General features: G+C 38.5%; 16 protein-coding genes, 1 pseudogene and 1 riboswitch. Of the genes and pseudogenes, 8 read left to right on the forward strand and 9 right to left on the reverse strand.

All coding sequences use genetic code 11. The annotated features are described in order from the left end of the window. Positions 1-755: 755 nt before the first annotated feature. Complete coding sequence (locus tag ABID23_RS05940) at positions 756-2,087, reverse strand: NAD(P)H-dependent oxidoreductase (protein WP_354190281.1); 1,332 nt, start codon at positions 2,085-2,087, stop codon at positions 756-758. A 167-nt stretch (positions 2,088-2,254) separates the two neighbouring features. On the opposite strand from ABID23_RS05940, the gene ABID23_RS05945 reads away from it, so the two are divergent. Beyond that, positions 2,255-2,734 carry a MaoC family dehydratase gene (locus tag ABID23_RS05945; RefSeq protein WP_354190283.1) on the forward strand — a complete coding sequence of 160 codons (480 nt, stop codon included), beginning with the start codon at positions 2,255-2,257 and terminating at the stop codon, positions 2,732-2,734. A 28-nt stretch (positions 2,735-2,762) separates the two neighbouring features. Here ABID23_RS05945 and ABID23_RS05950 read toward each other — a convergent pair whose 3' ends face one another. Genes ABID23_RS05950 through ABID23_RS05960 form a run of 3 tightly spaced genes read right to left on the reverse strand, consistent with a single transcriptional unit; the run spans position 2,763 to position 5,274 of the window. Next, complete coding sequence (locus tag ABID23_RS05950) at positions 2,763-3,422, reverse strand: methionine ABC transporter permease (protein WP_354190286.1); 660 nt, start codon at positions 3,420-3,422, stop codon at positions 2,763-2,765. After that, positions 3,415-4,449 (reverse strand): methionine ABC transporter ATP-binding protein, encoded by a 1,035-nt coding sequence (locus ABID23_RS05955; protein WP_354190288.1) that lies wholly within the window; start codon positions 4,447-4,449, stop codon positions 3,415-3,417. The genes ABID23_RS05950 and ABID23_RS05955 overlap by 8 nt, the downstream gene beginning before the upstream one ends. A gap of 6 nt (positions 4,450-4,455) precedes the next feature. Further along, on the reverse strand, positions 4,456-5,274 hold the full coding sequence (locus ABID23_RS05960; RefSeq protein WP_354190290.1) for a MetQ/NlpA family ABC transporter substrate-binding protein: 819 nt from the start codon (positions 5,272-5,274) through the stop codon (positions 4,456-4,458). Between the two features lie 543 nt (positions 5,275-5,817). Here ABID23_RS05960 and ABID23_RS05965 point away from each other — a divergent pair. Beyond that, positions 5,818-6,444: an SH3 domain-containing protein gene (locus ABID23_RS05965; protein WP_354190292.1), complete on the forward strand. Its 627-nt coding sequence runs from the start codon at positions 5,818-5,820 to the stop codon at positions 6,442-6,444. A 455-nt stretch (positions 6,445-6,899) separates the two neighbouring features. Here the strand turns inward: ABID23_RS05965 and ABID23_RS05970 are convergent, their stop codons facing one another. Continuing rightward, positions 6,900-7,922, reverse strand: coding sequence for an aspartate-semialdehyde dehydrogenase (locus ABID23_RS05970; protein ID WP_354190294.1), 1,023 nt, complete (start codon positions 7,920-7,922; stop codon positions 6,900-6,902). A gap of 586 nt (positions 7,923-8,508) precedes the next feature. Next, positions 8,509-8,877: a helix-turn-helix domain-containing protein gene (locus ABID23_RS05975; protein ID WP_354190296.1), complete on the reverse strand. Its 369-nt coding sequence runs from the start codon at positions 8,875-8,877 to the stop codon at positions 8,509-8,511. Positions 8,878-9,562: 685 nt separating this feature from the next. Between ABID23_RS05975 and ABID23_RS05980 the strand changes: the two are divergent. Then, a pseudogene (locus tag ABID23_RS05980) lies at positions 9,563-9,714 on the forward strand (Arm DNA-binding domain-containing protein); the annotation flags it as partial. A 157-nt stretch (positions 9,715-9,871) separates the two neighbouring features. On the opposite strand, the gene ABID23_RS05985 reads toward ABID23_RS05980, so the two are convergent. Beyond that, positions 9,872-10,078 carry a Trm112 family protein gene (locus tag ABID23_RS05985; RefSeq protein ID WP_354190298.1) on the reverse strand — a complete coding sequence of 69 codons (207 nt, stop codon included), beginning with the start codon at positions 10,076-10,078 and terminating at the stop codon, positions 9,872-9,874. 13 nt (positions 10,079-10,091) lie between these two features. Then, positions 10,092-10,754: an LON peptidase substrate-binding domain-containing protein gene (locus ABID23_RS05990; protein WP_354190300.1), complete on the reverse strand. Its 663-nt coding sequence runs from the start codon at positions 10,752-10,754 to the stop codon at positions 10,092-10,094. Between the two features lie 462 nt (positions 10,755-11,216). Next, positions 11,217-11,316, forward strand: a riboswitch (glycine riboswitch). A 138-nt stretch (positions 11,317-11,454) separates the two neighbouring features. Here ABID23_RS05990 and gcvT point away from each other — a divergent pair. The 3 genes from gcvT to gcvP are packed head-to-tail and all read left to right on the forward strand — an operon-like array spanning position 11,455 to position 15,748. After that, positions 11,455-12,573, forward strand: a complete 1,119-nt coding sequence (gene gcvT, locus ABID23_RS05995; RefSeq protein WP_354190302.1) for a glycine cleavage system aminomethyltransferase GcvT — start codon at positions 11,455-11,457, stop codon at positions 12,571-12,573. 5 nt (positions 12,574-12,578) lie between these two features. After that, a complete protein-coding gene (gene gcvH / locus ABID23_RS06000; protein WP_354190304.1) occupies positions 12,579-12,947 on the forward strand; it encodes a glycine cleavage system protein GcvH in 369 nt (122 codons plus the stop codon). 5 nt (positions 12,948-12,952) lie between these two features. Next, a complete protein-coding gene (gene gcvP, locus ABID23_RS06005; protein ID WP_354190311.1) occupies positions 12,953-15,748 on the forward strand; it encodes an aminomethyl-transferring glycine dehydrogenase in 2,796 nt (931 codons plus the stop codon). A 250-nt stretch (positions 15,749-15,998) separates the two neighbouring features. Here the strand turns inward: gcvP and alr are convergent, their stop codons facing one another. Then, positions 15,999-17,117, reverse strand: coding sequence for an alanine racemase (alr, locus tag ABID23_RS06010; protein WP_354190306.1), 1,119 nt, complete (start codon positions 17,115-17,117; stop codon positions 15,999-16,001). Positions 17,118-17,780: 663 nt separating this feature from the next. Between alr and ABID23_RS06015 the strand changes: the two genes are divergently transcribed. Beyond that, a complete protein-coding gene (locus ABID23_RS06015; RefSeq protein WP_354190308.1) occupies positions 17,781-18,611 on the forward strand; it encodes a ferredoxin--NADP reductase in 831 nt (276 codons plus the stop codon). Between the two features lie 36 nt (positions 18,612-18,647). Continuing rightward, complete coding sequence (locus tag ABID23_RS06020; protein ID WP_435521251.1) at positions 18,648-18,824, forward strand: ferredoxin reductase domain-containing protein; 177 nt, start codon at positions 18,648-18,650, stop codon at positions 18,822-18,824. Positions 18,825-18,934 lie beyond the last annotated feature (110 nt).

The raw sequence follows: 18,934 nt of genomic DNA on the forward strand, positions 1-18,934 counted from the left end.
AAGTCGTTAAATATTTCATTATCTTGAAAAATTACAGTATTGCAAGTGATTTATATTGCGGGGGGGGGGGAGTAGATTATTATAAACCTATGAGATAAGTGTTACGTAGCCGTAAATAACGGTATATTTTATAGGTTTAGGTGAAAAATCAAAATTCTTCATGAATATTTTTTCTTTTTAGAACGGTAGTTTCCAAATTATCTTTTATAATTTATCACTATATTGCAGTGAAATGACTTATATCATGATCTTTATAAGATTTTAGCACTGTCTTGTATTTTTGCATAAAATGAGTTTGTACAAGATTGCATTTAATTTTTTTATGATTCAAGTCGGCAAAAAAATACGTCCATATGCATTATTCTAATACAATACAGAAGACGATAAGATAGAAATTAAACATTACCTTATAATAGAGAATGTTCTTCTTCTTCTCTTGATTTATAATGGTGCTTGTAGGAGATAATGTTCAGTTTACTATATTACTTATTGTAGGATATAAACAGACATTATCCCATTCACTCATTGCTAATAGTGTGTTTACTTTTATGTTTGTTCATGAGCAGTATATTGACTGTTTTCTGACAATCTTATTGATATAGAAAATTCTGCTTTTTCTTTGGAAATGAAATGGTTTTATTAACGTCTCATAAAAGAATTTGCAGTTATTTAATATTTCTGCATGTCGTTCTTGGTTAAAAATATAAACTATGATTGTAAATCAATGTGTTATTTTGGAAGGTAAAAAATTTTTCTCATGCGTTGGTGGTAGGGGAATTCAGTAAGAGGTCTTGTTTTTTGCGAAGACGGGCAATCCACTGATCTTCACGAATAGCAGCGTTATGCATTGTAATCAGTTCATTCTTTTTAATTTTAGCCGTGACTGTTGCTTTTTCCAGAAGTCCACAAGGAATGGCTTGGTGAGCGCGCGCTTCTGCATAGTCCATTGTCCATGCACGATAACTATAAAGACCAATAAAGTCCAATTGATCACCAGGATGTAAATCTTTCTTTGCGACAGCACAAACTTCTGCAACAGGGTGGTTAAGGGGTACCATATCTTTTTTACCATAAAGCATAATTCGTGCACAGGTTAAAGGAACTTCCATGGCTGTTAAGTGATAAGGACGGTGAAAGGTAAAGTAAGGTCCTTGCCCCATTTTTAAATCTTCCATACGTTCACGTAGACGTGGATGTGTTATTTCTGCAATAACAAAGACACCTGGAGCAACGCCTTGACCCGTTGAATAATCCACAACACCGGATTTCTCTAAAATACCACCATCCTGTTTGGGGATAAGGACTTTGTTTAAATCTTGAAGTGCCGCCCGCGGTCCATGCATTCCCGGGCAATCGGGAATGAGCCCCGTGGCATTAGCAATTGCTGCCATTTCGACCATTGTTTTAGAGCCATCAATAAATTCAACCAACATGCGAACATTCATGTTGCGTCGTAATGCTTCTTCTTCATAAGTATCGGGTATGGCATCAAAGATCAGTGGATTATTCTTTCCTTTACCAGCTGCGACAATTTTGTGCCCAAGGGCTGAAACAAATTCAATGAGTTCCATGCAGGATGTTGGCTCATCACCAGCACCAAGCGTATAAATAAGTTCTCTTTTTTCTGCTTCATGTTTCAGATATGTGCCAATAGTAACATCTGCTTCAACATTCATCATGACAAGATGTTTGTTATTTTCAAGTGCTTTGATGCCAATTTCTGCTCCAGATTCGGGATAGCCTGTTGCATCGACAATAATATCAATCTGCTCATGGTGCAAAATAAGATTAATATCATCTGTTGCTGCAACCAAACCTTTTTCAATCGCTTGGTTTAGAGCGTGTGTATTTTCAACTTCACGGACATGTCCATCTTCACCATAAGCGAGTATAGCAGCATCAAAAACGCGGGATGGTGTTCGGGTGGCAACAGCTGCGACTTTTATACCATCCATTTGTGTAACACTTGAGAGTAAATCCGTCCCCATTTCACCACAACCAATCAGTCCAATACGGATAGGGGGATGTTGTTCTGCACGTTGCTTTAAATCACGCGCTAAACCTGTTAGGTTTACATTGCTTGCCATTATTTTTTCCTATTTGAAAATTACCCTATCAAAAAGGTGTTTTCTCATTCATAAGGCATATTTGCATTTAGATAGCTAATCTTTTATTCTTGATGCTCTAATCAATGGCTTTTATAAAAGCAAGAGGGAAGGTGGATATTTTTATCAAATAAAATAGGAATAGCGTTATGCAGAAAAAAATAGCAGTACAGGATATAGCCAATTTTATTGGGAAAGAAGTGGGGTTATCGGGGTGGCGTCTTGTTACACAGGATATGATTAATCAATTTGCATACGCGACAGATGATCATCAATGGATACATGTCGATGAGGGAAGAGCTAAGAAAACGCATTTTGGTGGTACGATAGCTCATGGTTTTTTGACATTATCCCTTTTGTCTACGCTGGCTTATGAGGCACTTCCAGAGTTGGAAGGGGTAAAAATGGGAATTAATTATGGCTTTGATGAAGTGCGTTTTATGAGTCCTGTCAAAACAGGTGCACGGGTGCGTGCTCGTTTTATTTTAAATAATGCTGAGATTCGCCCTTCAGGCCGCGTTGTCTTTCATTATGAAGTCACGGTGGAAGTTGAAAAGTTAAAAAAGCCAGCTCTTAAAGCTTTGTGGCTTATTGTTGCTATGGTTGGTGAAAAATACACAAACTTCTGACGAGTGCTACAAGAATTTTGAAATTATTTTAATGTTTCCTTTTGTCTAATTTTTGTACAATTTTATCAGAAGACCACTGGGTAATAACATTGAGAATGATTAAGAGGATAATGACAGCTGTCATGATAGAGGTATTATACCGTTGATAGCCATAGCGGATTGCCATATCACCTAAGCCACCTCCACCAAGATATCCTGCAAGTGAAGTTGCTCCAATAAGAGAAATAATCATGACTGTAAAACCTGTGATTAGGCTTGGAAGTGCTTCAGGAATAAGAACATGTCTGATAATTTGAAGGCGACTGGCCCCCATAGAACGGACAGCTTCAATGAGTCCGCTTTCAACGGTTTTAAACGAAAGCTCTGCCATTCGCGCATAAAAAGGGGTCGCTGAAATAGTGAGTATAAAGATCACCGCTGGCATTCCTATTCCTCTTCCTACAACTATACGTGTGATAGGAAGAAGGTAGAATGCGAGAATAATAAAGGGAATAGCACGAATACTATCAATGATAATACTTAAAGGACGATTGATAAAACTTGAGGCAAAAATCCCTCCACGTGTGGTTGTGTAAAGTAGAAGACCAAGGGGAAGCCCTATAATAAGTGCCATAAAAGAAGCACTGAGCGTCATCAATATTGTATCAACAACTGCTTGAGGAAGTTCATGAGTGAGAACATTAAACATAGCCTAAAACCTCACAATATTGTCCTTTTTCCTTTAACCATTGAACAGCTTTTTCTAAAGCTTCTTTATTTTGTCCAGGAAGAGCTAAGAAGAAGCGTCCAATGGTTTCGTCTTGGATTGTATCTATGCCACCATGCAAAATACGTGCTTTTAAACCACTTTCATCTTCTAGAAGATGAAGAAAAGGTTGTTGGGTAATATCACCTGCAATATTGATTTCAACGACAGCATCTTTGCCTATTGCTTTAAGTTTCTTCGCAAATTTCTCAGGAAGTTGGGGGGTGACAAGTCTGAGCATAGCGATGGTGGTATCTTCTTGTGGTGATGTGAAAATATCCTTTACACGTCCCTCTTCTACAATACGTCCTTGATTGAGAACAACAACGCGATGCGCAATAGCGCGTACAACTTCCATTTCGTGGGTAATGAGCACAATCGTAAGGTTGAGACGTTTGTTAATATCGGCGAGAAGTTCTAAGATAGATTGTGTTGTTTCAGGATCAAGAGCAGAAGTTGCTTCATCTGATAACAAGATTTTAGGACTAGCGGCTAGAGCGCGTGCAATACCCACACGCTGTTTTTGTCCTCCTGATAGCTCTGCTGGATAACAATATTCTTTTCCACATAACCCAACCAGTTCAATAAGGTCAAGGGCACGTTTGTGACGCTGTTTTTTATTTACGCCTGTTAATTTAAGCGGTAATGTAATGTTATCAAGGATATTTTTTGATGATAAAAGATTGAAATGTTGAAAAATCATTCCAATACGTTGACGGTAAGGTGCCCATTCTGTCTCAGATAAATTTGAAATATCAGAATCTTCAAAAAAAATGGCCCCTGAATCAACTTTCTCTAATCCATTTAAACAGCGAATAAGTGTTGATTTACCTGCTCCACTGCGTCCAATAATTCCAAGGATTTCGCCTGCATGAATATCCAAAGATAGATTGTCAACTGCCAGAATGCCAGCTGTTTTGTTAAAACAACGGCTGACATTCTTTAAAGAGATAAGAGTGTTTTTTTTCATCCACGATTACCAAGATGTTTGAGCCGTTGTACCAAAAACTTCTTTGATCTTTGCACGGACCAATTCATTATTGTAAGCAGAAACTAATTTTTTTACCCATGGTTTATCTTTTTCGCTCGTACGTACGACGATGATGTTATCATAAGGATTATTTTTTGCGCTCTCCCATGCAACCACATCTTTTTTGAAGTCTAATCCAGAAACAATAGCCCAGTTTGTGTTTATAATTGCAATATCAAAATCATCGATTGCTCGTCCTAACATACCAGCATCTAATTCACGAATGTGCAGGTTCTTAGGATTTTCAATAATATCAAGTGGAGATGCGAGGATATTATGAGGATCTTTTAATTTAATAAGACCTAAGGAGTTGAGAAGAAGTAAGGCTCTTCCACCATTCGATGGGTCGTTAGGAATACCAACATCTGCACCATCATGCAGCTCTTTTAAATCTTTTATTTTGTGCGAGTAAACACCAATTGGAGAAATAAATGTATATCCTACAATTGAAAGTTTATAACCACGTTGTTTCATTTGTTCATTGAGATAAGGGGCGTGCTGAAAAGCATTGGCATCAATCTCTCCTGCGTTAACAGCATCATTGGGCAGAGCGTAATCAGAAAAATAAACAAGCTCAATATCTAAACCGTCTTTTTTAGCCTGTTCGGCAGCGGCCTTCCAGATAACCGCGTCGCGTCCTTCCATAATGCCAAGTTTAATTTTTGTTTTGTCTGCTGCCATGGAAAAGGCAAGAGAAAACAACAGTGCAAAGAGCAAAAGGAGTAATGTGATTGTCGTATTGTGGAATGATTTTTTTAGTGTCATGTAGGTTATCTTCCTTTTTCTTTTCCAAGAGGTTTTGTGAGAAAAGATTGAATATACTTTTGCAACGTTTCAAAGAGAACTAACACTATAGAAGCTTCATAGGATATTCAATCTTTTTTATTCCAAGAAATAATATTATTTTTCTGAATACTGTCAGAACTTTTGAATAAAATATAATGCGGAATGCTGCTGTGAAATTTAAGGGCTTCTTACATCACAATTATTTATTCGGGTATTTATTTAGGGAACCAATGGGGTTTTCAAAACTTCTTTAGATGGGAATTGGCTAAATAGCTAAGCAATCAGATAATATTTTTAAAAGCAGTAAATCCATAAGGAGAATGAAAATATTGTGTAAGCAAGACAATCGTGCGTGTGTATAGGGCAGTATGGGATAACACACACAAGAGAGCTTTTCTCGAAAGATGATTAATTTTGGAAGATTGAAAAAGAGATTTCCGCATAATTTAAACGCGGTCAATTTTTTTGCTCAATTAAATATTTTGCTTTCGCATGTTGCTTCATTCTGGAGGGAGAATAATCATGTTAAAAAAAAGATTCTTATCAACTATCTTGTTGTTATTAACTTTTGGAGGAGCAGGGGGAGGGATGTCTATTTCTTATGCGGCTGTTAGGACAGTTGCACATGTGGCATCTGGTCAAGTCGTTTTACGGACCGGTCCAGAAAAAACTTACCAAGTTGTTACAACTGTTCCAAGAGGAGAAAAAATACAAATTAATGGCTGTCTCCCCAATAAATCTTGGTGTTTTCTTCGTTATAAAGAAAAGGCTGGTTGGGCATCAGCACGTTATATCAATGTTCAAAATGTTCCTGTCATTTCTTTTGCACGTATGGCTAGGAAGTCAAATTCTAGGATAAAAGCACCAAAAGAACAGGTAAAACATGTTGTTTCTCGTTTTAAAAATCTTAAAACACCTAAAAAAAAACGGAAAAACGGACAGAAACTATATAGAACAGATTTGATTATTGATTCTACAGGAGTAAAAAAAAGAGATGAAAAAACAATTTTGAAGCCTTCCTCAAAAGTCAATAGCGTTTCTGTCGAGCATGTAACTGCTTATAATCCTTTGTTTCCTGATGATGTCAATTTTAGAAACTTTGAACGCAATGAGACTCGTTACCGTGTTGTGACCTATCCTGCTCTATAAAAAATAGACTTTCGTTATTCTAAAAAAGACTAGAAAGAAGTATGGCAGTATGAAGTGAAAGAGTGCTTTATACTGCTTTTTTATTTCCAGACTGATGTTTTTATCAAATGACGAGAAATGAGACATTCGGCAGTATGAATAGCATTCAATGTTGCAAATTTTCTTAAAGGATTAGCAACACCCTAAAAATATAAGTTATTTTCAACAGTGGTCTTTTCACAAATACGATTCATACAAATATCATCTTCATCAATATTTTTATGAGGTGTTACATAACCACTATCTTTATGTTTATCGATAAGCTAACGGCTTAAGTGTTTCGCGTAAAAATATCTGTTCTTTATGGATATTTAGCAGGTTTTCAAATTCAATATAACACTTTTCATATGCGTTAAGAAAAATAAGAAAGAAGTATAGCAGTATAAAATAAAAAACGCTTTATACTGCTTTTTTGTTTATTTAGGCTTTACTAAGTTACGAGAAATGAGACATTCAGCAATTTGAATGGCATTTAATGCTGCTCCCTTTCTTAAGTTATCAGAAACAACCCAGAAAGCTAAGCCGTTTTCAACAGTGATATCTTCACGAATACGGCTAATGAAAGTGTCATCTTCACCAGTACTTTCATAAGGCGTAATATAACCACCATCTTCATGTTTATCGATTACTTGGCAGCCAAGTGCGTTGCGTAAAATTTCTTGCGCTTCATGGGCACTTAGCGGTTTTTCAAATTCCACGTGAACGGCTTCAGCATGACCAATAAAGACAGGTACACGAACAGCGGTGGCCGTTAATTTGATCTTCGGATCAAGAATTTTTTTTGTTTCAGCTGTCATTTTCCATTCTTCTTTTGTGTAACCATCTTCCATGAAAATATCGATATGGGGTATGACATTAAAAGCAATGCGTTTAGTAAATTTTTTTGATGTAATGGGATCTGCAACAAAAACCGCTCGTGATTGTTCAAAGAGTTCATCCATGCCTTCTTTACCGGCTCCAGAAACCGATTGATAAGTGGATACAACAACACGTTTAATAATAGCGGCCTCATGGAGAGGCTTTAACGCTAAAACAAGTTGAATTGTTGAACAATTGGGATTTGCTATAATATTACGCTTATTAAATCCATCAATGGCTTGTGCATTGACTTCAGGAACAATCAGTGGAACTTTGGCATCATAACGCCAAGTGGATGAATTGTCGATGACGACGCAACCGGTTGATGCAATTTTAGGAGCATATTCTTTAGAAATACTGCCTCCAGCAGACATCAAACAAAGATCGGTATCAGAAAAGTCGTAAGTATCAAGTGCTTTGACTTTTAGGCTTTTATCACCATAAGAAACATTTTGCCCTAATGAACGTCGTGATGCTAGAGGTACCACTTCACGAGCAGGAAAGCCACGTTCTTCTAAGATTGTAAGCATTTCACGACCAACATTTCCTGTGGCGCCAACAACTGCAACTTTAAAACTCATTTTTTTATACTCCTATCCCACTCCATTTTTCTTTATCGGGCTATACTCAGGAGGAGGCGCGTTGGTCAAGGGATATTTCAGCATATTGTTGGTTAGATTTCATTTTTAAGGATGGAGTCTTATATTAGTGTATGTTAATTGCGAACTTTAGCATAACAGTTTTTTTTGAATGTATCATTTTTCTAGGTCTTTGAGCGCTAAAAAAGGCTTGAATATTTATGCAAAGGCATAATATATTTTTAGCAATGTTTTTGTTAAAAGAGTGGCGTTTTTTAACTGCTTCCGTTGAGGCGTTTGCGTTCTGTAATAGATGTATTACGTGCTGTTTTGTGTAACTTCGTATTTTATTGTGAGAATTGTGAATATTTTGAAAAGTAAGATAAAGAAATAAAATTTGTATACAGCCACGATGATCAAGTGGAAACTCCCAAATTTGATCTTGATATGGCTCAGTGTTCTTATTTACATGTCTAATTCCTAGGGTGGGGATAAAGTACTGTTTTTCGCGATTGTGTCCCTTTTTGCTTTGAGGCTCTTTAATTTGCTTAAGCATTTTTTTAAGAAATGTGTCCTGCAATCATAAAAGTCATGGTACACTTTCATCAGAGATTAATTGCAAGATTGCTTTTTGTTTTACAGGTTTAAGTTCTCTGAAACTTTTCAAAAGTAGGTATTCTGCTTTGGTTGATATTCTGTCATCATGGTGGTCTGAGGTATCTTCTTTTGTTGAGATATTAGCGTAAAAGAAAGCAATAGGGGTGTTTAGTATACTGGCAATTTCTTGCAAACGTCCTGCACTCATACGATTGACGCCGTTTTCATATTTTTGAATTTGTTGGAAAGTCACGCCTAAGTGGCTTCCTAATTGCTTTTGAGAAAGCCCCATGGTGTTTCTTTTGAAACGAATTTTTTTGCTTACAGAAATGTCATTAAAATGTGGACTTTTGGTTTGCACCTTGTACCCCCACCGGTAGCGAGCGCCCTCGCATTGGTATTCTGGGGTCTGGAAGAGCTGAAACCGAGTCAGCCTCTTGCTTTTAGTGCTTATAGCACTTGGACATAACAAGAGCCCCCGGAAACTCCGGGATACCCGCCAAGCGGGCTTATTTGATACTCGGTTTTAGGGCTTCCAGGTCCTATTGATCGTTGCGTATACAATCAAAAACACAAATTTACTCATAGGGTAATTTCTTTAAATCGTCAACCAGAGTGATAACAATTGTCTTGATTGCTTTTTTGCAATATTTAAATGCAATCTTTGTGGTCCATTATTTTCTATAAAATGAGCATTGTATAAATATTACTGTGATCGTTATGGGGGACGTTTTAATTTTAACGATATGATGTTATTAAACTTTGCGTATCTATTTTTATAGATGGAACGGGAGAGTGTTTGTCATCAGGTGGCCATGCATTGATTTATAATGATAATTTAGCGTCATTCAACTTGAATTAAAGACCCGAATAACTTAAGATTCTCTCATTTCAAACCTGCTTATAGTGAATCAATGAAAGTCACTTGTTTGCGCACCACAGGCGGGGTTGGTGTGTGGATAAAAACTGTATAAGAAAGGACTAAAATGGCTCTTATGAATCGTCTTAAATGCTAAGGGCTGTCGAAACATCTGCTTTACTCCTCCAATAAGTGTAAAGATGGAGGTGCTGGGTGGCTTTAATTTATACTATTCATGGTCGGTGTTGTGAAATGGGATTGGGTGTGTTGAGAGATGTTTCTTTAAAACAAGCCCATGAATTGGCAAATCAATGGCGTGCTGTTTTAGGTGAAGACAAAAGACTTTGGAATAAGGGACAATGTATTTTAAATACAGTGCCTTAGAGCCGGTATCATATAGGGAGAGAAACAAAATAGTTGTGCTGGTGTGTTAAGGTATTTGCTTTTTAATAAAGCCATAATCAGATTGTTTCAGAAAAAATGAATGAAGTTTTTTTTATTCTTTATATGTTCTTTTTTCATTATTCTGTAAAGAGCGGGCTTCGGAGGCAAGCATAATGGGAACACCGTCGCGAATGGGATAGGCGAGTTTTGCTTTAAGTGAGATTAATTCTTGCGTTTTTCGGTTTAACGAGAGGGTACCACCTGTAACTGGGCAGACAAGCAATTCGAGCATTTTAGGGTCTGTGATCATTTTTGGCATACTTTAACTTTCATTAATTTAAATGGTAGTCTGCCCCTGTTTGTTTCATGAGTGAGCGTTCAGTTAAAGCAAGAAGCGTTTGAGCACGGCTACCAATATCTGGAGCTTCTAGAAGGGCTTGTTTTTCTGCTGGCGTAAATGGGATAAGAGCGGAAAAAGCATTGACCAATAGAGGGGTTGGGGCTTGTATGATACTATTCCAATTATATTCCATTTCATGTATTGTGAGATATTGTTCAACAATGTTGAGTAAGTTTTCTCGATTAATATGTTCTGTCGTGTCTTGCTCTTCTAAGTCTTTTATGTTTGATCGGATGAGAGCGGTTCGGTAAGGTTTGGTGTTCGTCAGTTCTTCTTCTAGAGTAAAGCGGCAGACTCCTTGTAATATAATGAAAAGCTGACCATTTCCTGTTTCATTGTAGTTTGTAATGCGCCCTATACAGCCTATTTTGTATAGTTGTGTGGAGAAATGATCTGTATCCGATGAAAGTGGTTGAATAATCCCCAATAACCGATTAGATAGCATAACACTTTCAACCATTTCGAGTGCTTCTGGTTCAAAAATATTAAGGGATAAAAAGCCACCTGGCAGCAAGAGAGCCCCCTCTAAGGGGAACAGAGCAATTTGCTTTGGTAGATCATTTTCGCAATTGTAATGGATATTGCCAGCTTTCATGAGTGTTTAATAACCTTTATTCAATGAAGTTTAGTTCGTAAATAGTGACAGTTTATGACACTATTTGGAAAAAACTAAAAGAGAAGAAAACGAACCTCTTATGCATTAAGATATATTGATAAAATACCTGAAGCTTTTATGCTTAAAAAGCCTAAAACTCCGCGATGAGAGCTGGATGCTGCAAGAGGGGTATTGCTTTTTGATCTTTTTGAGTGTGTGGAGTTTTGCATTTTTTCAATGTATGTTTTTTTATATTCCTTAAACTCTTTCTCCTTGATTGATAAAAGGATAGATGCAGAAGATCTCAGATCTTCATAGTGTTTTAAAGGTCTTCATTATAAATCTTTTGGGGCAATCTATGCAAGTTTTAAAATGAGAGAACTCTTATCACTTTACTGATGACAGTGTTATAAAGATAGGTTATAGGTTAAAGCATGTCGGGAAGAACATTGTTGTTTCTTTCATTCTTTTGCGGGAGAGTGCAGAGCATAAATTTTCGTGTATGCCGCCGAAGGGGAAAATCACCCATAATCTCTCAGGCTTGAAGGACCGTAAAAGAAGAAAGACAGATCTGGAAAGTCGGGGAAATCCGCGCCGAAGGTGTAAGCGAAAGACTTTTTTTGCGAGTCTCTCAGGTTTGTAACAGAAGGGTGTAGAGACGGTCATATCGTGTGGGCGTGAACGCGACTTTGGAGATATTATGGGTAAATCACAAGAATTTGAAACATCTTCGTTAAAAACACTTCCTTTACGTGAATTGCACGAAAAAGCTGGAGCAAAATTTGGTGCTTTTTCTGGTTGGAAAATGCCTTTAACGTATCCTCTTGGCGTTTTGAAAGAGCATCTTCATACACGTGCACATGCTGGTCTTTTTGATATTTCTCATATGCAATTGATTGCTGTTGAAGGATCTCAAGCCGTGGAGTTTTTATCCTATGCTTTTCCTATTGATGCTGCCTTGTTAAAAGTTGGGCAGTCACGGTATAATTATTTGCTCAATGAGCAGGCTGGGATTATTGATGATCTTATTATTACCCGCTTGGCAGAAGATCGTTTTATGCTGGTGGCAAATGCTGGGAATGCACAAACCGATTTGACTGAGCTGCAGAAGCGTGTTGCTGATTTTGAGTGTCAGGTCATTGCCCTTGAGAGGGTATTGCTTGCTTTACAAGGCCCTGAAGCCGCCGCTGTCATGGCTGATGCTGGGTTGCCTGGTAATGAGCTATTGTTTATGCAAGGATTTGAGCCACAACAAGATTGGTTTATAACGCGTTCTGGTTATACTGGAGAAGACGGTTTTGAAATTGCTGTTCCCAAAGGTCACGCGTATGCATTAGCTGAAAAGCTTCTCAATGATTCTCGTGTCGAGTGGGTGGGGCTTGCAGCACGTGATAGCCTTCGGTTGGAAGCTGGATTGTGTTTGCATGGAAATGATATTACGCCTGATACAACGCCTATTGATGCTGCATTGACATGGGCTGTTCCCAAAAATGTTCGAGAAAAAGCACAATTTTATGGAGCAAAGGCTTTTCTTGAAGCTCTTCAGAAAGGTCCCTCTCGTTGTCGTGTTGGATTGAAGCCACAAACGCGTCAACCTATTCGTGCGGGTGCCCTACTTTTAGATGATGAGGGGAAACAGATCGGAGTGGTAACATCAGGCGGTTTTGGTCCTTCTTTTGATGGTCCTGTGGCGATGGGGTATGTTCCTGTTGCTTGGAAAATGGAAGGAGCAGAAGTCTTTACAGAGCTGCGTGGAAAAAAGATTACCTTGTCTGTTCATGCGCTTCCTTTTGTTAAACAACATTATTTTAAAGGATAATTTTAATGTCTAAAACTTATTTTACACAAGATCACGAATGGCTTCATGTTGAGGAGGAGATCGTGACCGTTGGGATTACGCATTATGCTCAAGAACAGTTGGGGGATCTGGTCTTTGTTGATTTGCCAGGAAAAGGAACACAACTCTCCAAAGGAGATGCTGCTGCTGTTGTGGAGTCTGTGAAAGCTGCTTCAGATGTTTATGCTCCTCTTGATGGTGAGGTTGTTGAAAAGAATGAGGTATTGGCGAATAGTCCTGAATTGGTCAACCAAAAACCTGAGACTGAAGGTTGGCTATGGAAAATGACATTGCAGGATGAAACACAACTGGAAGGGTTGTTGGATGAGGCTGCTTACAAAGCATTGATTGGATGAGTGCTATGTTAGAACGTCATTTTTTTTCTCGTCATGTTGGAATTCGTCCTGATGAAATACAAAAAATGTTGAATGTTTTGGAACTTGATTCTGTTGACACGCTTATCTCTCAAGCTGTTCCACATTCTATCCATTTGCAACGCTTGCTTAATCTTCCAAAAGCAGCAAGTGAAGGGCAAGCCTTGGAAGAATTATCCCAGATGATGGGGCGTAATCAGTTGCATAAAAGTTTTATTGGACAGGGGTATCATGGAACCTATGTCCCTCCCGTTATTTTGCGGAATCTTTTTGAAAATCCAGCTTGGTATACAGCTTATACACCCTATCAGGCAGAAATTAGCCAAGGTCGATTAGAGCTTTTATTTTATTTTCAGACATTGGTGAGTGAGTTGACTGGATTACCAGTTGCTGCGGCTTCTTTGCTGGATGAAGCAACCGCTTTAGCTGAAGCAACCGCAGTCGCTGTACGCTTTGCGCGGGAGAAAAAAACGAAGATTTCTCTTCAAAGTCTTTTGCATCCACAGACTCTAAGTGTTGCAAAAACGCGTGCTGAAACGCAAGGTATTCAAATAAGTGAAGAGAAAGAAATTTGTTCTAATACAGCTGCAATCATTTTGTCTTGGCCAGATACAAAAGGTGCTTTTAACAATTACAGTGATGTGATCAAAGAAGCAAAAGCAAAAGGAGCGTTGGTTATCGTTGTTGCTGATCCTTTAGCCCTTACTCTTATGGAGCCACCAGCAAAATGGGGTGCTGATATTGTGGTTGGTTCTATGCAGCGTTATGGAGTTCCGATGGGATTTGGAGGTCCCCATGCTGGGTATCTAGCTGTGAGTGATGCACTAACACGTCTTATTCCAGGACGCATTGTTGGTCAATCTGTGGATACAAAAGGGCGTGTGGGGTTTCGTTTAGCTTTGCAGACACGTGAACAACATATTCGCCGTGATAAAGCGACGTCGAATATTTGTACAGCGCAGGCTCTATTGGCAAATATGGCAACGGCTTATGCTGTTTGGCATGGTCCAAAAGGTTTACAGGAAATTGCTCGGCGGATTCATCATTTAACATGCTGTTTTGTTGCTGGTTTAGAGGCGGCAGGTGTTCCTTGTGAGGGGCAATATTTTTTTGATTGTGTTAGTATTTCTGTTAAGGGAAAAGCGCGAGAAGTTGCGCGTCAAGCAAAAGAAAGTGGACGTCTTGTTCGTGTTCTTGATGATGACACGATTGCGATTAACTTTGATGAATTGTCAACACAAGAAGATGCTTGTGCTTTAGCAAAGCTTTTTGGTGCACAATTGGTTGATCAGTCTTCCCCACGACTTTGGGGTAAAGAACGTGATGCTTCTTTTCTTTCACAACCATTTTTTCATGCGGTTTATTCAGAGACAGACATGATGCGCTTTTTGCGTCGTTTATCTGATAAGGATTTGGCACTAGATCGCGCCATGATTCCGCTTGGCTCTTGTACAATGAAACTTAATGCAGCAGCTGAATTGATGCCGCTCAGTTGGCCTACGGTGGCAAATATACACCCCTTTGTTCCTAAAGAGGACGCTGGGGGTTATTTAGAAATGATTGATCAGTTGAACACGTGGTTATGTGAAATTACAGGGTTTTCACAAGTATCGTTCCAGCCGAACTCAGGTGCTCAAGGTGAATATGCGGGGCTTTTGGCAATCCGCCGGTATCACCAATCGCGCGGCGAATCTCAACGCACAGTTTGTCTTATTCCTGCATCTGCGCATGGTACTAATCCTGCTTCAGCTCATATGGCAGGTATGGACGTTATTGTGGTGAAGTGCTTGAGTGATGGTGATGTTGATGTTGATGATCTTAAGGCAAAAGCACAATTGCATAAGGATCGTTTGGCAGCTCTTATGATTACATATCCTTCAACTCATGGCGTTTATGAGGAAAGTATTAAGGAGATTTGTGCCCTTATCCATGAAAATGGCGGACAAGTTTATTTTGATGGTGCTAATCTTAATGCGCTTGTAGGACTTGCACGTCCAGCAGATATTGGAGCAGATGTTTGTCATATGAATCTGCATAAAACATTTGCCATTCCTCATGGTGGTGGTGGTCCTGGTATGGGGCCGATTGGTGTGGCAGAACATCTCAAGCCATTTCTTCCTGGTCATGAACAAGAAGGAACAACACATGCTGTTTCAGCAGCTCCTTATGGAAGTGCATCTATTCTGGTTATTACTTGGATGTATATTCGAATGATGGGGGCTGATGGTCTGAAATATGCTACACAAATCGCGATTTTGAGTGCTAATTATATTGCTGGGCGTCTTTCACCCGTTTATTCTATTTTGTACCGGGGAAAACACGGACGTGTTGCTCATGAATGTATTGTGGATACACGAATCTTAAAAGAGCAGTATGGTGTGAGTGTTGATGATATCGCAAAGCGTCTGATTGATTATGGCTTTCATGCACCCACAATGTCTTTTCCTGTTCCGGGAACATTAATGATTGAACCAACAGAGTCAGAGCCCAAAGCAGAGATTGATCGTTTTTGTGATGCGTTGCTCTCGATTGCTGAAGAAGCAAAACAAGTTGATTCAGGTGTTTGGCCCAAAGATGATAACCCATTGGTCAATGCGCCGCATACATTGGGCGATACGATAGATGATTCTTGGGCGCGACCGTATTCTCGACAAGACGCTGCTTTTCCCAATGGTTTGCTTGATCCGGAAAATAAATATTGGCCGCCTGTTTCGCGTATTGATAATGTTGCAGGAGATAGAATGCTTATTTGTTCTTGCCCGCCGCTTGGCAATAGCTATTAAATTGATTTACGGACATTATAAAAAGCCCACACTGTCGTGTGGGCTTTTTGGCTTCATTGTTTATTGAATTGCACTATTTTCTCATGATTGTTTTTAAAATGAAGTGTCGTTATTTTAAGTATTTTTATGAAAAATATTTATGGATAGGACTTGAGAACGGATCCTGTATATTGGTCCTTTAAATTATACTTGGAAGTGCTTATGGCTTCTTTTTTATATTGAAGTGGTATTTTTAATTTTTTTGAGAGTTTTAAATATAAATGCGTTTATAGCGTTTTCCTATAGATGTCAGAATTTCATGAGGAATGGTGTTGGCATCTGTTGATATTTTTTCAAGTGTTTGATGTGTTCCAATGAGTTCTACCCAATCACCTCTTTGAGGCTTCTTATCAAGATCTGTTGTGTCAACAATGATAGAATCCATAGAAATGCGTCCAGCAATAGGGAGTTTGTGTCCATTGAAATAAACAGCTCCTTTGTTTGAAAGAACGCGTGGCAAACCGTCGGCATATCCAATGGCAATGGTTGCAAGAGTGCTTGGTCTTTGAGTGATAAAGCTTTCTCCATATCCTACGGGTGATCCTGCGTCAACAAAGCGGCTTTGTAGGACTTGGGCTTCGAGTTTTAAAACAGGTTTGAGATGTATTGTATGTTTTCCATGGGGGTAGATGCCGTAAAGGGCAATGCCGGGGCGAACAAGGTTGAAATAAAAATCTGGACCAAGAAAAATACCTCCAGAATTGGCAAAGGAAGCTCTGCAGGCAGGCAGTTGTGCTAATATGTTTTTGAAAGATGCTAATTGTTTATAATTGGATGCATGCGTATTATCATCTCCATTTGCGAGGTGACTGAGAATATATTTTATCTCTGCTTTTTCGAAAATTGTTGGTTGTTTGATGAGTTTTTGTAACTCTGTTTTATCAAGTCCTAATCGGTTCATGTTAGTATCGATTTGAATGATTGCAGGAAATTTTTTATCCTTATTTTGACAAAGCGTTTGCCAATCTTCAATCGCTTTCCAGGAGTCCAAAACAGGGATAATGCCTGATTGTGCTATAAATTCTTCCGCTGTGTGTGGAAGCCCATTTAAGAGAGCAATCATGACATTTGATGGTAAAATGGCTTGTAATTGCAGTGCCTCTTCGATTTGCGCTACCAAAAAAATGCGACAACCAGCTTGGTAAAGTGCAGGAGCGATTTTTTTAGCACCTAACCCATAAGCGTCAGCTTTTACGACTGCTGAACACTCTGCTGGAGCGGTATGTTGGACTAGAGTTGTATAATTTTCTACAATAGCACTCACATTGATTGTTGCTACAGCTGTATAAGGAAGTAATGCATTTATTTCATTATTCACCAATTCGTTCATTTTAAAACTCTTTCTATATCAGTGAGATACGAAATCTCCTTTATTATCGCATATATGTTCCTATGGTGAAGAAGCATGTTCTTATGACGAAGAAGAGGATATTTGTCTTATTTGTTATTCTTAAAGTCATAAGTGGTTTATACTGAATGATATTAAATGAAAACAATCTTTTGATATAAAATGCTTCATTCTTGAGACAATAGATGGAGTGTTTTTTATGTGTGTACTTCCATTGTATATAACGATAGCAGTCATTCGTTATAAATAAGCTTTTTTGCGGGTTGTCGTTAAGTGTATGTTACATTAAAGGTTTATCGTTTTAGAGTGTTGTATAGAGAGCCAATACGTGTCAATTAAGGGCTCTTTGTTATTGTGGGCTTCTTGTTTTCTGGTGTTTGAAGTTAAAAATAGAGAAGGTGAACATAAAATACATTCTTGTTTACATGCAGTTAAACAAAGTATTCTCGCTCTCTTTTTCGTCAGAGGCATTTATTCTTACTTTATGATAATATGTTTTGGTTTGCTTGCTGCGTGAGCTTTATACTAAAATGTTAATTAAATATTTCATGCTTTAAGAGAAATATTGGCAGATGGTTGTCGAGGTATTATACCGATTTTAAAGTTTGAGTCCATGTTTAAAGAAAGAGATAAGGAAGGTTTTTTATGGATACGTCTGCCTCAAAAGTTCAATCAAACATTAGCAGCGTTGCATCAAATTTTCCTATTCCTGCAAATGTTTATGCGCTTACTGTTCAGGAAGTTCACCATTACACCGATCGTTTGTTTAAATTTTGTCTCAATCGTCCGGAAAGTTTTCGTTTTCGTTCGGGTGAATTTGTGATGATTGGTTTGCCAAATGCAGAAAAGCCAATTTATCGTGCTTATTCGATTGCAAGTCCATTTTGGGATGAACAGCTTGAGTTTTTTTCAATCAAAGTTCCAGGAGGGCCGTTAACCGAACATCTACAAAAAATTAAAATTGGTGATACAGTTCTCATGCGGAAGAAATCAACAGGAACGTTGGTTCTTGATGCTCTTGTTCCTGGAAAGCGTCTTTATCTTCTTTCAACAGGGACAGGAGTTGCTCCCTTTGCAAGCCTTATTCGTGATCCTGAAACCTATGAAAAATTTTCAGAAGTAATTCTTATTCAAACCACTCGTGAGAAGGATGAGCTTGCTTATGCGAAAGATCTTGTTGTTTCTTTGCAACAAAATCCTCTCATTGGTGAATATGCGCAACAGTTAAAATTTTATCCTATGACCACACGTGAATCTTCTGAGCATATGGGGCGTATTACGCATGTTATGGAGAGCGGCACTTTTTTTGAGACTACTGGTTTACCAAAAATTTCTCCCGTTGATGATCGCGTGATGATTTGTGGTTCTATGGCGATGCTAAAAGATTGTGCAAAAATGTGCGAGTCTTTTGGCCTTGTTGAAGGTGCCAATAATTCTCCTGCCACATATGTTGTAGAGCGCGCTTTTGTGGGATAGGAAAGTTATTTTTGGGGGGGGGATGTATGAAAAGTTGTGTTTTTTGAGATAATTGGGCTACCAAAAATTTCTCCCGCTGATGATCGCGTGATGATTTGTGGTTCTATGGCGATGCTAAAAGATTGTGCAAAAATGTGCGAGTCTTTTGGCCTTGTTGAAGGTACCAATAATTCTCCTGCCACATATGTTGTAGAGTGCGCTTTTGTGGGATAGGAAAGTTGTTTTTTTGGGGGGGATGTATGAAAAGTTGTGTTTTTTGAGATAATTGGGCTACCAAAAATTTCTCCCGCTGATGATCGCGTGATGATTTGTGGTTCTATGGC

This window comes from Bartonella silvatica, assembly GCF_040545155.1.
Taxonomy (GTDB): domain Bacteria; phylum Pseudomonadota; class Alphaproteobacteria; order Rhizobiales; family Rhizobiaceae; genus Bartonella; species Bartonella silvatica.

Bases quoted from the DNA above. Each gene is read 5' to 3' on its own strand.
- ABID23_RS05940 (WP_354190281.1), bottom strand. From the start codon at position 2,087: ATGGCAAGCAATGTAAACCTAACAGGTTTAGCGCGTGATTTAAAGCAA.
- ABID23_RS05945 (WP_354190283.1), top strand. From the start codon at position 2,255: ATGCAGAAAAAAATAGCAGTACAGGATATAGCCAATTTTATTGGGAAA.
- ABID23_RS05950 (WP_354190286.1), bottom strand. From the start codon at position 3,422: ATGTTTAATGTTCTCACTCATGAACTTCCTCAAGCAGTTGTTGATACA.
- ABID23_RS05955 (WP_354190288.1), bottom strand. From the start codon at position 4,449: ATGAAAAAAAACACTCTTATCTCTTTAAAGAATGTCAGCCGTTGTTTT.
- ABID23_RS05960 (WP_354190290.1), bottom strand. From the start codon at position 5,274: ATGACACTAAAAAAATCATTCCACAATACGACAATCACATTACTCCTT.
- ABID23_RS05965 (WP_354190292.1), top strand. From the start codon at position 5,818: ATGTTAAAAAAAAGATTCTTATCAACTATCTTGTTGTTATTAACTTTT.
- ABID23_RS05970 (WP_354190294.1), bottom strand. From the start codon at position 7,922: ATGAGTTTTAAAGTTGCAGTTGTTGGCGCCACAGGAAATGTTGGTCGT.
- ABID23_RS05985 (WP_354190298.1), bottom strand. From the start codon at position 10,078: ATGCCAAAAATGATCACAGACCCTAAAATGCTCGAATTGCTTGTCTGC.
- ABID23_RS05990 (WP_354190300.1), bottom strand. From the start codon at position 10,754: ATGAAAGCTGGCAATATCCATTACAATTGCGAAAATGATCTACCAAAG.
- gcvT (WP_354190302.1), top strand. From the start codon at position 11,455: ATGGGTAAATCACAAGAATTTGAAACATCTTCGTTAAAAACACTTCCT.
- gcvH (WP_354190304.1), top strand. From the start codon at position 12,579: ATGTCTAAAACTTATTTTACACAAGATCACGAATGGCTTCATGTTGAG.
- gcvP (WP_354190311.1), top strand. From the start codon at position 12,953: ATGTTAGAACGTCATTTTTTTTCTCGTCATGTTGGAATTCGTCCTGAT.
- alr (WP_354190306.1), bottom strand. From the start codon at position 17,117: ATGAACGAATTGGTGAATAATGAAATAAATGCATTACTTCCTTATACA.
- ABID23_RS06015 (WP_354190308.1), top strand. From the start codon at position 17,781: ATGGATACGTCTGCCTCAAAAGTTCAATCAAACATTAGCAGCGTTGCA.